Origin of the sequence: Verrucosispora sp. WMMA2044 (genome assembly GCF_027497155.1) — a bacterium.
In the GTDB taxonomy this organism is placed as follows: domain Bacteria; phylum Actinomycetota; class Actinomycetes; order Mycobacteriales; family Micromonosporaceae; genus Micromonospora; species Micromonospora palythoicola.
Genome location: NZ_CP114913.1, coordinates 2,362,270 through 2,376,006, shown reverse-complemented (window position 1 = coordinate 2,376,006; position 13,737 = coordinate 2,362,270). Strand labels below are relative to the sequence as shown.

Genomic DNA, 13,737 nt, shown 5'->3' with positions numbered 1-13,737 from the left:
CGGGCCCCGGGCGAGCATCGTCACCGGCGGCGAGCCCGGTCACCTCGGTGCGGAACGCGCTCCGGTCGGCGCGGACGACTCCTCGACCGGGCCCGTTGCCGGCTCGACCTCGACCTCACCGGGAGGTGCGTTGCCCGGCGCCGCCACGGCCTCGACCTGCTCGGCGGCGTCGCCGTTCGGCGCCGGCCCGGCCGACACCCGGGTGGACAGCCGCCAGGTCCGGTAGGCCAGCAGGAATCCCAGCATCAGCAGACCGGCGTCGACCCAGAGGCTGCGGCTCAACCCCAGCGCGGAACGGCTCGGGTCGTTCTCGGCGGTCGCCAGGTAGACGCCGCCGACGACGACCACGCTCACCACGCTGGCCAGCAGCGTTCCGGTCGAGACCAGGGCGGACAGGGCGGCGGCGTAGCGGGGGCCCACGGTCGCGGCCGTCTGCTCCACGAGCGTGCTGAAACCGGCCGCCATCCCCGCGCCGGCGAGCAGCAGCAGCGCCGACACCACCGCGATCGGCCAGCCGCCGGCCACCACGACCGCGAGTGCGGCCAGGGCCAGGGCGAACACCAGCAGGCCGGCGACCGGTAGCGGGCGGTGGAAACGTTTCGGCAGCCGCGTCCAGGTGAGGCTGACGGCCGCGAAACCCACGGGGTACGGGATGAACATCAACCCGGCCTGCAACGGTGTGTAGCCCAGCCCGTTCTGCACGTGCAGGGTGAGCGGAAACAGCACCCCGGCGAAGGCGAAGTTGAGGATGCAGCAGGCAAGCAGTCCCGACTTGACGCCTCGCGGTCGCAGCGCGTCGATCTCCAGCACGGGTTGTCCGCCCCGGGCGCCCAGCCGCAGCTCGTACCGGACGAAGACGACGAGCCCGGCCGTGCCGGCGGCGATGCTGGCCAGTGCCCATGCGGGCCAGCCCTGTTCCCGCCCGAAGACCAGCGGTGCTACCACCGCGCCCATCGAGACGGCGAGCAGCAGGATGCCGACGATGTCGGGCCGGAACCGCGAGCTGGGCGTGTGCCCCGGCAGGTAACGCGGCGCCGCCGCCAGCAGGGCCAGCCCGATCGGCACGTTGACCAGGAACGCGGCCCGCCAGCCGCTGCCCAGCACGTCGGCGCTGACGATCACGCCGCCGGCGATCTGACCGGCGGCAACTCCGAGCGCCAGCACCATCGAGTAGAGCCCGATGGCGCGGGCCCGGGCCGACCCGGTGAAGACGATCTGGATCACCGAGAGCACCTGCGGCACCATCATGGCCCCGAACGCCCCCTGCAGCAGGCGGGCGGCGACCAGCGTGCCCGCGGTCGGGGCGATCCCGCAGAGCAGCGAGCTGGCGGTGAAGCCGGTCAGCCCGATCATGAACAGCCGCCGGTGCCCCACGTCGCCGCCGAGTCGCGCGCCGGTGACCACGAGCACCGCGAACATGAGCGTGTATCCGGACAGGATCAGTTGCAGAACGGCGCCGGAGGTTTGCAGGTCATCCTTGATGGTCTTGGTGGCCACGGCGACGATGGAGTTGTCCATCGTCGCCATGACCTGTGCCACCAGGAGGATGAGCAGCACCAGCCGGGCGCCCCGTGGTCGACCTTCGTCCTCAGTGGCCATCGACACTCCTCGCTCTTTCTGGTTGTCACGCCCGTTGCCGTGGTAGAGGCTTCCGTGCCGACAGTGGTTGCGCAACTACGTGCGGCTGGGTGTCGCGGGCGTGCGGGCATCCCGCGGATCGTCGTCGTCGGAGACCGCCGGCCGGGTCGCCGGCACACCGTTGCCGGTCGCCGACCACGCCACCGACGCCGGGCTTTCGGTGTCGGTGGGGCCGGTGCCTGGCGCGGGACCGGTCCGGGACACGGGCACGGTGCCGACGCCGCGACGCGCGAGCGGCCCGACCGAGGCACCCAACTCCGGCCCGAACACCAGCAGCAGGACGGTGGCGGCCAGGCACAGCACACCCAGTGCGATGGCCGGCGCGACGAGCCCGCCGCCGAGGGAGAGAATCAGCAGCATGGCGGAGGGTCCGAGGATGCCACCGACCTTCGTGGCTGCCCCGGCGAAGCCGGAACCGGTGGCCCGCATCGCGGTCGGGTAGATCTCGGCGCTGTACGGCAGCAGCATCGCGTTGACCGCGGACAACGACAGCACCAGCAGGCCGATGGAGGCCAGCAGCAGCACCGTCCCGCCGCTGTCGGTGGTCCAGAGGGCCACTCCGCCGAGCCCGACCGCGGTTATCGCGATGAACAGCGCCAGCGCGCGGCGGCCGCTCCAGGCCGCGTAGAGCAGCACGACCAGCGCCAGGGCCGGGGTGGAGTAGAGCGCCGAGTCGGCCAGCAGCCCGCTCGCGACACCGCCGGCCAGGCCCGCCTCGCGCAGCTGCGCGGGCAGCATCACCAGGAAGCCGAAGTTCACCAGGCCCCAGACGACACCGACCACGCCGATCACCGATGTCACGACCGGATACGCCCGCAGCATCGCCCCCACGCCGGGACGCGTCGCGGCGGCGGCGGTGTCGGCGGCCGGGGGCGTGGCACCCAGGTGGGACCCGTAGCGGCGGAGCACCGCCTCCGCCTCGGTACGCCGCCCGGCGCGCAGCAGGTACAGCGGCGACTCGGGGATCAACGGCGCCATCAGCAACAGCAGCAGCCCGGAGGGCAGCCCGATCAACCAGAGTGCGCGCCAGGTCAGCGCCGGCTCCAGGTGGCGTGCCGCCTCGCTGGCCGCCAGGTAGCCGCCGAGGCCACCGATCCCACCGACGGTCACCGCCACCCAGCCGCGGTGCCGGCGTGGGGTCAGCTCGGCGATCAGCGTGAACACCAGGGGCAACAGGCCACCGGCGGAGGTGCCCATCGTGAAGCACATGACGAGGTTCCACTCGAAGGTGGGCATGGCCCCGCACGCCGATGTCGCGATGAACAGCAGGGTGGCCAGGAGCAGGGCGGTCCGTCGACCGTACCGGTCGCCGAGCAGGCCCCAGACGACCGACCCGACCGCGGTGCCGGTGAGGGCCACCAGGGGCAGGATCGAGACCGATTCGAGGGACATGCCGTACTCGTCGCTCATGCCGGGCATGACGAAGCCGAGGGTCAGCGGCTTCATGATGTCGACCACCAGGGCGATGGTCAGCACCGCGCAGGTGATCCAGTACGCGGGTCGCAGCCGCCCGTGCTCGATCGACTCCACGGTGACGCTCGCGGAGTCCGGTCGTCGGACCCCCGCGAACAGCGCCCGCCCGGCCACCACCAGGCCGACGACGAGCAGCAGCATGCCGAGGATCATCGTCGGCGTCCACATGTCCATCGGCTCGCCGGGGCTCATGCCCTCCATGCCCGGCATGCTCTCCATGTCGTCCATGTCGTCCATGTCGTCCATGCCGGGCTCGGCCGACCCCATCCGGGCATGGTCGATCATCATCTTCACGTCGGGCAGTTGGAACAGCACGCCGGCCGTCACCAACGCCACGCCGAGCAGGAATCCGAGTGTCCCGCGGTGTTTCGCGGATGTTGTGTCGGCAGTGCGGGATTCGGGCATGGATGACCGACCTCCGAGCTGTCCCGAGACGAGAAGAACGTCGGCGAATTGGCGACCACCGAAATCTACAAGGGTGCTTCCCGGGTGACAACCGTCAATTATATGACTCATTTCGGTAAGTGGTTATGAATTGCTGCCTCCGGGCAGCTCACCCTGTTTGCTACCGATTTGGTGGGCTCTGATCGGTCAGTCAGCCGACGGGCGTTGCCCGATCGCCCTGTGGGATGTTAGGCTCACCCTAAGTGATCAACTGGCCGGCGTCGGTACTCCCCAATGGACCGCTTGCCATCGCCTTTCAGCAGCTCAATGCCGTTTTGGCGGATCGCTGGTCGCGGGTGACGCGCACCGCGTCGTCGGATCCGCCGGGCGGTGGCGCTGTCCGCGCCAGGCCGGCACGGCGCAGCGGCCGACCCGACTTCAGCAATTAACCGAGCGTATTGTTCCGTGAATTGCTGGCAATCTCTCCGTAACGCTCCGGGCCGCACGGAAATGCTAGGATCGGGAGCGATGCCCGCCCATCGCCTTTCGACTGAGGTCGACGGCGGGCTGGATCGGGCGTGAGCTGCGCCGTTTCTCGAATCGGTATCCGACTACCCGTACGCGACCGCGACCCCGGCACGCGCCGACCGGCCCGGATCGATCCCCTCGGTCACTGTCGGTGCCGTAGATGTGCCCCATGTGGACCGGTCGGCCCGATCCGGCCCGTGTTGTGCCAGCATGGACTACATGACCATCCAGTCCGACCCGATGGCGTCGACGGACGAGGTACGCGGTGAGCCGGCCGACGAGTTCGTCGGCGCCCTCGTCTCGCTGAGCCGGGTCATGGTGGCCGTCGCCATGCGGACGCTGGCGCGCATCGACGCCGACGTGACGCTCCAGCAGTTCCGGACGCTCGTGGTGCTGGTGCCCGGCCCGCAGCGGGTGATCGACCTGGCGAAGTTGCTCGGCGTGCAGTCGTCGACCGCCACCCGGATGTGCGACCGACTGGTCCGCAAGGGGCTGGTGGCACGGCACGAGCGGGTGGCGGACCGTCGGGCTGCCTGGGTCGGGCTGACCGTCGCCGGCAAGGAACTCGTCGGCCTGGGCATGCGAGCCCGACAACAGGAACTGGAGCGGATGCTGGCCGACCTGCGACCCGGCGACTCCGACGTCACCACCGGCGCGCTGGTGGCGGTACTGCGCGCCGCCGGTGAGCTCACCGACGGTGCCTGGTGGCGGCAGTGGGCGGATTCGGTGGTGGAGTGACGCGACGCCGTCGGTCCCGAGTGGCCGGCGCAGCCGTGGGCCGACCGGCGGCGCGGCCGGGTTCAGACGTTGACGCAGCCGGGGTCAGACGGTGACGCGGCTGGCCGCACGGCGGCGGGCCATGGGCATCGACGGCACCTCGGCGGCCGGACGCGGTAGGTCGGACGGTGTCACGTCGACCGGCGACACGCCGGCCGAGACGGCGTCCTGTGACGCCGCGTTCCGCAATTGATCGAGGGCGGCGTCGAGGCTGTCGAAGATCGGGAAAACCCCGTCGAGCTTCATCGTGTGCAGCACGGTGCGGATGAACCTCGACGGCGCGGCGAGGCACAGCCGCCCGCCACGCTCGCGTACGTCGCGGTGCGCCCGGACGAGCATGCCCAGGCCGAGCGAGTCGATGACCTGCACCTGGGTCAGGTCCACCACCACCGTCCCGGCCACGTCGAACGCGCCGCGCAGCGCGGCCCGCAGCGCGTCGCCGGTGTCCTGGTCTCCGCTGCCGTCGACGGGCACCACCGCCGCCTCGGCGAGGCCCGATCCAGCCCGGTCGCCGTCACCGAGGGAGCTGCCCGGCGGCAGCGCGCTGCACCGGGGGCAGCGGTGCGGGCCGGTGGCGAACGGTGACCCGCTCCATCCGTGGTCGGAGACCAGCGTCCAGACGACCTCGGCGTCGGGCAGCACGCAGGCGGTGCCGGTGGTGGTGTCTCCACAGACGTCGCAGATCAGGGTCATCAGGTTGTCGTCCGGTACGACGGTCATCCTGCTTCCTCTCCGGTACCGCGGCCGGTCGGCCGCGGTGCGGGACTCGGGGCGGGGGCGGGTGAGACACCCTCGCCGTACGGACTCCTCACAGGGAGTCGGAGCGTTCCTTGCCGGTGGTGGCGACCACGATCACCACCGCGACCGCGGCGAGCCCGGCCTGCACGACCAGGCCCAGGATGCTGAACCCCTGTACGCCGGCGAGCCAGGCGGTGATGGCACCGAGCAACGAGGCGACGGCACCGATGGTCATGGTGAGCCACAGCGGCGCACCCGGGCGGCCGGGCAGGACCAGCCGGCCGAGCGCGCCGACGGCGAGGCCGACGGCGAGGGCCGTGACGATCCCGGCGCTGGTCATGCTGCTCCTCGTGCTCGCGGTCAGATGCGTCGGCTGCGGTGTGTCAGGTGCGCACGGTGACGGCGGCGCGGCCGTACGCGGCAGCGCGCGGGACCGTACCCGGTGCCGGTGTCCCGTCGGCCGGCGGGACACCCGGCGCGGCGGTGATCGCCTCGGCGACCGGGGCCGAGGCGGCGTCGGTGTGCACCGGCAGGATCTGGTCCAGCCGGGCGGTCTGCAGGATGCGGGTGATGCGCGGGTTCGGGTTGCGGACGGCCAGCACACCACCGGCACGGACCATCCGGCGGTGCACGTCGAGCAGCAGACCGATGGCGGCGGCGTCGATGTGCCGGCAACCCGCCAGGTCGATCACGACCTGACCGGGACGCAGGGCCAGGAGCTGATCGAGGACCGCGCCGGTCTCCGGCAGGCAGCTCAGATCGAACTCGGTGATGGACACCTCCACCAGCGGCACCGAGCACTCGGGGCGTCGTGGTGCGGTCACGGCCAAGGCCCCCTCTCCTGCGGTCTCCGAGTGGCTCTCACCCTGCCCAGCGGGGTTGGCGGCCACCGCGCGGACGGATGACAGTTGCGTGACAAAACCCCCTGTTGTCGATCGTGGTTGGCCCGGCGGTCAGGGCTTGGGGATGATTCCGGTATGACAGCGGTACTGGTGATCGAGGACGACGACCGGATCCGGTTGGCGTTGCTGCTCGCTCTGGAGGACGAGGGCTACGAGGCCCGGGGAGCGGCCACCGCCGAGGAGGGGCTGCGCACGCAGCGCCGGGATCCCGCCGACTACGTCCTGGTCGACCTGATGCTGCCCGGCATCGACGGCTTCGAGGGCATCCTCCAGTTGCGCCGCGACGACGACGTGCCGATCGTCGTGGTCAGCGCCCGCGACGACACCCACGACATCGTCGCCGCCCTCGAGGCCGGCGCCGACGACTACGTGGTCAAGCCGGTGGCGATCAAGGAACTGACCGCTCGGCTGCGCGCCCTGCGCCGACGCGGGCGCACCACGACCGCGTCGGACGGCCCGCAGCCGGTGCCGGTGCTCGCCTTCGGTGACCTGGAGGTGAGCCCCGAGGCGGGGGAGGTGCGCCGCGCCGGTGAGCCGGTCGCGGTCACCCGCACCGAGTTCCGGCTGCTGTGCGAGCTGGCCGAACACGCCGGCCGGGTGCTCTCCCGGCAGCAGCTGCTCAGCCGGGTCTGGGGGTACGACAGCGGCGACGAACGGCTTGTCGACGTGCACGTCGGTCGGCTGCGCCAGAAGATCGAAGCCGATCCGGCCAACCCCCGACACCTGGTGACGCTGCGCGGGCTGGGTTACAAACTGCAACGATGAGACGCCTCGGACTGCGTGCCCGGGTCACCGCCGCGTTCGCGGTCGGTGCGTTGCTGCTGTCCGCCTCGATGGCCCTGGTGTCGTACGAGCTGACCCGCCGCACCCTGCTCGACGAGCGGGAACGCACCGTGCTGCGGGCGGCGTACTACGACGCGGCGGTGGTCCGCGCCGGGCTCGACACCGACAACCCGGACGTCGCGGAGGCGTTGCGGGCGTTGGACACCGGCACCGGACGGCGACCCCTGGTGCTGCTCGACGGCGAGTGGTACGCCCGCAGCGCCGACAACGGGCTCACCACGATCGTTCCGGCCCGGCTTCAGGACCTGGTCGCGGCGGGGGAGCCGGCGGTGCAGCGGGTGCGCGTCAACGACACCCCGGTGATGCTGGTCGGCGTGCCGCTGTCCGAGTCGACCGCCTTCTACGAGATCGCCTCGCTGCGGGAACTGGAACAGACCTTCCAGGTGCTGGCGCTGGCGCTCACCGCGGTCGCGATCATGATCGCCGGGTCCGGGGCGGCCCTCGGCTGGTACGCCACCCGACACGGGCTGCGTCCGCTGACCGCCGTCGCCGACGCCGCCGAGCGGATCGCGGCCGGCGACTTCACCACCCGCCTCGCCCCCGACACCGACCCCGACCTGACCCGTCTGTCCACCTCCTTCAACCGGATGGTCGACGAGTTGGCCGGGCGGATCGACCGGGACCGGCGCTTCGCCGCCGACGTCAGTCACGAACTGCGGTCGCCGTTGCAGACCCTCGCCGCCGCCGCGAGTGTGCTGTCCCGGCGCCGGGAGAACCAGGACGAGCGGACCGCCACCGCGGCCCGGCTCGTCGCCGACGAGATCGACCGTTTTCAGCAACTGGTCAACGACCTGCTGGACCTGGCCCGTGGTGACCAGCCGGTGCACCGGGAGTCGGTGGACCTGCCCGAGCTGGCCCGGCAGGCGTGCCGGGACCGGGACCTGCCGGAGTCGATGGTGCAGCTGGCGGCGGGGACGCCACCCGGGTGGCGGGTGGACCGTCGCCGGGTCGCCCAGGTGTTGGCCAACCTGCTGGACAACGCCGAGCGGTACGGTGCGGGACCGGTCGCGGTGCGGCTGTCCCACGACGCGGACACGGGCGTGATCGAGGTCGACGACGAGGGCCCGGGAGTGCCGATGGAGGACCGCGAGGCGATCTTCGACCGTTTCGTCCGGGGGCGGGCGGCCAACTACCGTGGTGGCGGCGACGGCACCGGCCTGGGCCTGGCCCTGGTGGCCCAGCACGCCGCCGCGCACGGCGGAGACGCGTCGGTCAGCGACCGCCCGGAGGGCGGTGCCCGGTTCCGGGTAACCCTGCCCGGGAGCCTGCCATGACCCGCCCCGGCACCGTCCAGGCCACGCGGATGGGCGCGATCGCGGCGATCGTCGCCGTGCTCGCCCTGCTCGGGGCGTGCGGAGTGCCGGCCGAGGATCGACCCCGCGCGGTCACCCCGCCGCCGGTTCCCTTCCCGGCGACCGCCTCGGCCGCGCCGACGGCGGCGGAGACCGGCGCGGTGACCGAGGTGCTCTACTTCGCCCGCGACGAACGCCTGGTGCCGGTGATCCGCCGGGCCGACCAGGTGCCCGCACTCGACGCGCAGCTGCGGGCGCTGCTGGCCGGGCCGACCCCGACCGAGCGCGACGACGGACTGACCAGTGCCCTGCCGGGAGCCTTCACCAGCGCGGTGGTCGAGCTGGTCGACGGGTTGGCCCGGGTCACCGTCGGGCTGACGGCGGTGGACACCGGCCGCAGCGACGGCCGGCTGGCGTACGGTCAGATCGTCTGCACGCTCACCGCCCGCACCGATGTCACGGCGGTGCTGTTCCTGGAAGGCGGCACGCCGCTGAGCGTCCCCCGGGCGGACGGCTCGCTGTCGTCGGGACCGCTCACCGCTGCCGACTACGCCGTGTTGATCAATCCGCGCTGATCAGAGACAGACACCCGACGCACGCGCAGCGCGACGACTCGTATCCTTTCCGCGAACCGTCGTGCCGACGACCGGAAAGGACTTGGTGTGAACGACCGGGCCGAGACGTTGGAGTTCCAGGCCGAAGCGCGTCAGCTGCTCCGGCTGATGGTCCACTCGATCTACTCGAACAAGGACGTCTTCCTCCGCGAGTTGATCTCGAACGCCTCAGACGCGCTGGACAAGCTGCGCCTGGCGTCGATGGTCGACAAGGACCTCGCCGTCGACACCGGCGACCTGCACATCGCCATCGAGGTCGACCGGGACGCCCGCACCCTCACCGTGCGGGACAACGGCATCGGCATGAGCCGCGACGAGGTGGTCTCCGTCATCGGCACCATCGCCAAGTCCGGCACCGCGGAGCTGCTGCGGCAGCTGCGGGAGGCCAAGGACGCCGGCGCCTCACAGGAGCTGATCGGTCAGTTCGGCGTCGGCTTCTACGCCGCGTTCATGGTCGCCGAGCGGGTCGAGCTGGTCACCCGGCGGGCCGGCGAGACCGGTGGTACCCGCTGGGAGTCCACCGGCGAGGGCACCTACACCATCACCGAGCTGGACGACGCCCCCCAGGGCACGGCGGTGACCCTGCACCTCAAGCCCGCCGACGCCGAGGACAACCTGCACGACTACACCGCCGAGTGGACGATCCGGGGGATCGTCAAGCGCTACTCCGACTTCATCGCCCACCCGATCCGGATGACCGTCGAGCGGCCCGGCACCGACGACGCCCCCGCCACCACCGAGACGGTGACCCTCAACTCGATGAAGGCGCTGTGGGCCCGCCCGCGCGGTGAGGTCGAGCCCACCGAGTACCACGAGTTCTACAAGCATGTCAGCCACGACTGGGCGGACCCGCTGGAGACCATCCACATGCGGGGGGAGGGGACCTTCGAGTACGAGGCGCTGCTGTTCATCCCCACCCACGCGCCGCTCGACCTGTTCTCTCCCCAGGGCCGCCGAGGGGTGCAGCTCTATGTCAAGCGCGTGTTCATCATGGACGACTGCGACGCGCTGATGCCCAACTACCTGCGGTTCGTCAAGGGTGTGGTGGACGCCCACGACCTGTCGCTGAACATCTCCCGGGAGATCCTCCAGCAGGACCGCCAGATCCGCGCCGTCCGCCGTCGCCTGGTCAAGAAGATCCTCGCCACGGTCAAGGATCTCAAGACCGAGCAGCCGGAGCGCTACCGCACCTTCTGGACCGAGTTCGGGCCGGTGGTCAAGGAAGGTCTGCTGGAGGACACCGACAACCAGGACACCCTGCTGGAGATCCTCTCGGTGGCCTCCACCAACTACCCGGCCGAGCAGACCGACCTGGCCGGCTACGTGGAACGCATGCGCGAGGGCCAGCAGGACATCTACTACGCCACCGGCGAGAACCGGACCACCATCGAGAACTCCCCGCACATGGAGGCGTTCCGCGCCAAGGGCTACGAGGTGCTGCTGCTCACCGACCCGGTCGACGAGGTCTGGGTGGAGCGGGTCGGCAGCTACGCGGGCAAGACGCTGCGTTCGGTCGCCAAGGGGCAGGTCGACCTGGACACCGAGCAGGAGCGCACCGAGGCCGAAGCCGAACGGGAGCGGCAGCGCACCGAGTACGCCGACCTGCTCGGCTGGATGGGCGAGGTGTTGGCCGACAACGTCAAGGAGGTCCGGCTGTCGTCGCGGCTGACCACCTCGCCGGCCTGCGTGGTCGGCGACGCGCACGACCTCACGCCCACCCTGGAGAAGATGTACCGCGCGATGGGGCAGGAGGTGCCGAAGGTCAAGCGGATCCTGGAGATCAACCCGACCCATCCGCTGGTCACCGGCCTGCGCAAGGCGCACGAGCAGGGCGCCACCGGCGACTCCCTGGCGGAGACCGCCGAGCTGCTCTACGGCACCGCGCTGCTCGCCGAGGGCGGTGACCTGACCGACCCGTCGCGGTTCGCCCGGATCCTCGCCGACCGCCTCGCCCGCACCCTGTAGTCGCACCGGCTGTCGGAATCGCGCCCGCTGCCGGGATCGAGTTGGCTCGGACGCCACTCGATCCCGGCAGCGGGCATGACCGTGGCGGTGGGCGTCAGGAACCTGTCGGGGCTGCGGCTCGTTCGAGACGTCGGGCGAATGTGCGTAGCCGGACCGGACCCGCCCGGCCCTCGGTGTGACCGTCGGCGGCCTATGGTGTGGCGATGTCCGAGCAATGGTCCCTGACCGTCGACTGCGCGCGCCCGAGCGAGTTGGCCGCGTTCTGGTGCCTCGCGCTGGGGTACGTCCCGGCCGCCCCACCAGAAGGGTTCGCCACCTGGGAGGCATGGCGGACCCATTTCAAGGTTCCCGAGGACGAGTGGGACGACGGCGCCTTCATCGAGGACCCGAACGGCGCCCGGCCCGGTGTGTCGTTCCTCAAGGTGCCTGAACCGAAGGTAGTCAAGAACCGCATGCACTTCGACATCCACGTCGGCGGCGGCCGGCAGGAGCCGTTCGAGCTGCGCTGGCCACGGGTCCAGGCGGTGATCGACAAGCTGGTGGCGGCGGGCGGCACCGTGCTCCGGGTGGACGAATCGGATGGTACGCCTGACCACGTGACGATGGCCGACCCAGAGGGCAACGAGTTCGACGTCCTTTAGGCCCCGTTCGGCCGGGCAGCTGGCCGCCTACGGCACGGCTGCGAGGCGAAAGCGGCCAGGAACCAAGGCGTGAAAGTGCGGGCCGACGGGTACCAATCGCCGACATGAGTGCGAGTGTGCTGGTGGACCCGGACCGGCCTGCGCCCGCAGTGGCGGTGGGCACCATCGCGGTCGTGGCCCACCGGAAGAAGAACCTCGGTGGCGGCCTGGACGAGCTGCGCGCCGCCCTCGTCGGCGCGGGTGTCGAACACCTGCTCTGGTACGAGGTGCCCAAGAGTCGCAAGGCACCGAAGAAGGTCCGCAAGGCGCTCGACAAGGGTGCCGAACTGGTTTTCGTCTGGGGCGGCGACGGCATGGTCCAACGCTGCGCCGACACCCTCGCCGGATCCCGCGTACCGATGGCGATCCTGCCGGCCGGCACCGCCAACCTGTTCGCCACCAACCTGGGTATTCCCGAGGATCTGCGCGAGGCGGTCCGGATCGGCCTGCACGGGCGGCGCCGCCGGCTCGACCTGGGCAAGCTCAACGGTGAGCACTTCGCGGTGATGGCCGGTGCCGGTTTCGACGGTGACCTCATCCGTGAGGCCGACCGGGAGATGAAGGGGCGTCTCGGCCGGCTCGCCTACGTGTGGACCGGGCTGCGTCACGTGCGTGGCGAGCTGACCCGGACCCGGATCACCGTCGACGGTGCCCGGTGGTTCGACGGTGAGGCCAGTTGCGTGCTGTTCGGCAACGTCGGCACCATCACCGGCGGCATCCCGGCCTTCGACGACGCCCGCCCCGACAGCCGCGCGTTGGAGATCGGGGTCTCCACCGCCAGCGGTGCCGTCGACTGGGCCCGCGCCCTCGGCAAGATGGCCACCGGTCGGTCCGAGGACTCCAAGTTCGTGCGGATCACCCGGGGCCGCAAGGTCAAGGTCCGTTTCGCCGACGCCAAGACGTACGAGCTTGACGGCGGCGCCCGCGGCACGGCCCGGAAACTGAAGGTGCGCGCCGTGCCCGCCGCCCTGACCGTATGCTGCCCGGATCGGGACGCCGAGGACGCGCCGCAGTGAGCCCGGGCCGGCCGCCGTACATCCCGCCGACATCGGGTCGATGTCGCCTCACATCCGCGATCTGAGGACGTCGAACTCGCAGCCTGGTGCGGACGGGTCGAAGCCGTGTTCGATCAGCCAGCGGGACGCCAGCAGGCTGCGCAGCGACCACCAGGCGCGAATCACGTCCCGGTCGACGTCGGTGCCGTAACCGGCGAGGAGATCGTCGAGTCGTTCCTCGTGCCCGAGGGTCAGGATGGCCAGGTCGTACAGCGCGTCGCCGGGCGCCGCCTCGGACCAGTCGATCACACCGGTGACCTCGTCGCCGTCGGTGAAGATGTGGGTGATCTGCAGGTCGCCGTGCATGAACACCGGCGTCCACGGCCGAATCGCGGCCTCGGCGATCTCGCGGTTGCGCTCGACCAGGTCGGCGGGCAGGGCGCCGCTGTCGACGAGCCAGGCGCACTCGCGTTCGAGTTGCGCGTTCAGCCCGACGAGCTTCCTGCCGGCCCACGGAGGTGGTGGCGCGTCGTGCAGTTCCCGGATCACCGCGCCGGCCGCGGCCCACGCCGCCGGTGACGCGGGCGACGGCTCACCGAGACGGCCGAGCGCCCGGCCGGGTACGGCGGCGATCGCGAGGACCGGCGGCCTGCGCCACAGGACCTCGGGGGTCGGGACGGGCGCCAGCCGCATCGCCTCGACCTCGACATCGATGCGCGCCTGATCACTGTCGACCTTCAGGAACACGTCACCGACCCGCAGGGTCGCGCGCTCACTGTGGGCGACGACGACGGTGACCTCATCCACACCGGCCATTATCGAGGGTCGATCGACGATGTCGCTGCGGGCGTCCGGATGAAGCAGCCGGGTAGCTGGGACGGGGCTTGCCGCTGTCACTACAGTGTCCG

The 13,737-nt window shown here is 71.2% G+C and carries 13 protein-coding genes; 7 read left to right on the top strand and 6 right to left on the bottom strand.

What is annotated here, in order from left to right; genetic code table 11:
* Positions 1-39: 39 nt before the first annotated feature.
* Entirely contained in the window at positions 40-1,599 is a 1,560-nt protein-coding gene (locus O3597_RS10725; RefSeq protein ID WP_281604041.1) for an MFS transporter, read from the bottom strand.
* Between the two features lie 75 nt (positions 1,600-1,674).
* Complete coding sequence (locus O3597_RS10720; protein ID WP_281604040.1) at positions 1,675-3,447, bottom strand: MFS transporter; 1,773 nt, start codon at positions 3,445-3,447, stop codon at positions 1,675-1,677.
* A 795-nt stretch (positions 3,448-4,242) separates the two neighbouring features.
* On the opposite strand from O3597_RS10720, the gene O3597_RS10715 reads away from it, so the two are divergent.
* Entirely contained in the window at positions 4,243-4,761 is a 519-nt protein-coding gene (locus O3597_RS10715) for a MarR family transcriptional regulator (RefSeq protein ID WP_164446900.1), read from the top strand.
* Positions 4,762-4,845: 84 nt separating this feature from the next.
* Here the strand turns inward: O3597_RS10715 and O3597_RS10710 are convergent, their stop codons facing one another.
* The 3 genes from O3597_RS10710 to O3597_RS10700 all read right to left on the bottom strand — a co-directional run bounded on the left by O3597_RS10710 (position 4,846) and on the right by O3597_RS10700 (position 6,362).
* Positions 4,846-5,520, bottom strand: a complete 675-nt coding sequence (locus tag O3597_RS10710) for an STAS domain-containing protein (RefSeq protein ID WP_281604039.1) — start codon at positions 5,518-5,520, stop codon at positions 4,846-4,848.
* Positions 5,521-5,608: 88 nt separating this feature from the next.
* Positions 5,609-5,878, bottom strand: a complete 270-nt coding sequence (locus tag O3597_RS10705) for a GlsB/YeaQ/YmgE family stress response membrane protein (protein ID WP_164446898.1) — start codon at positions 5,876-5,878, stop codon at positions 5,609-5,611.
* A gap of 43 nt (positions 5,879-5,921) precedes the next feature.
* A complete protein-coding gene (locus O3597_RS10700) occupies positions 5,922-6,362 on the bottom strand; it encodes an STAS domain-containing protein (protein ID WP_281604038.1) in 441 nt (146 codons plus the stop codon).
* Between the two features lie 153 nt (positions 6,363-6,515).
* Between O3597_RS10700 and O3597_RS10695 the strand changes: the two genes are divergently transcribed.
* The 6 genes from O3597_RS10695 to O3597_RS10670 all read left to right on the top strand — a co-directional run bounded on the left by O3597_RS10695 (position 6,516) and on the right by O3597_RS10670 (position 12,850).
* Positions 6,516-7,205 (top strand): response regulator transcription factor, encoded by a 690-nt coding sequence (locus O3597_RS10695; RefSeq protein ID WP_281604037.1) that lies wholly within the window; start codon positions 6,516-6,518, stop codon positions 7,203-7,205.
* A complete protein-coding gene (locus tag O3597_RS10690; RefSeq protein ID WP_164446896.1) occupies positions 7,202-8,557 on the top strand; it encodes a HAMP domain-containing sensor histidine kinase in 1,356 nt (451 codons plus the stop codon). Before O3597_RS10695 ends, O3597_RS10690 begins: the two co-directional genes overlap by 4 nt.
* Before the next feature lie 29 nt (positions 8,558-8,586).
* Positions 8,587-9,150, top strand: coding sequence for a GerMN domain-containing protein (locus O3597_RS10685; protein WP_164447355.1), 564 nt, complete (start codon positions 8,587-8,589; stop codon positions 9,148-9,150).
* Between the two features lie 87 nt (positions 9,151-9,237).
* A complete protein-coding gene (gene htpG / locus O3597_RS10680; RefSeq protein WP_281604036.1) occupies positions 9,238-11,154 on the top strand; it encodes a molecular chaperone HtpG in 1,917 nt (638 codons plus the stop codon).
* A gap of 203 nt (positions 11,155-11,357) precedes the next feature.
* Positions 11,358-11,795, top strand: a complete 438-nt coding sequence (locus O3597_RS10675) for a VOC family protein (protein WP_164446894.1) — start codon at positions 11,358-11,360, stop codon at positions 11,793-11,795.
* A 104-nt stretch (positions 11,796-11,899) separates the two neighbouring features.
* Positions 11,900-12,850, top strand: a complete 951-nt coding sequence (locus tag O3597_RS10670) for a diacylglycerol kinase family protein (protein WP_281604035.1) — start codon at positions 11,900-11,902, stop codon at positions 12,848-12,850.
* Positions 12,851-12,898: 48 nt separating this feature from the next.
* Here O3597_RS10670 and O3597_RS10665 read toward each other — a convergent pair whose 3' ends face one another.
* Positions 12,899-13,645, bottom strand: coding sequence for an aminoglycoside phosphotransferase family protein (locus O3597_RS10665; protein WP_281604034.1), 747 nt, complete (start codon positions 13,643-13,645; stop codon positions 12,899-12,901).
* Positions 13,646-13,737: the final 92 nt, after the last annotated feature.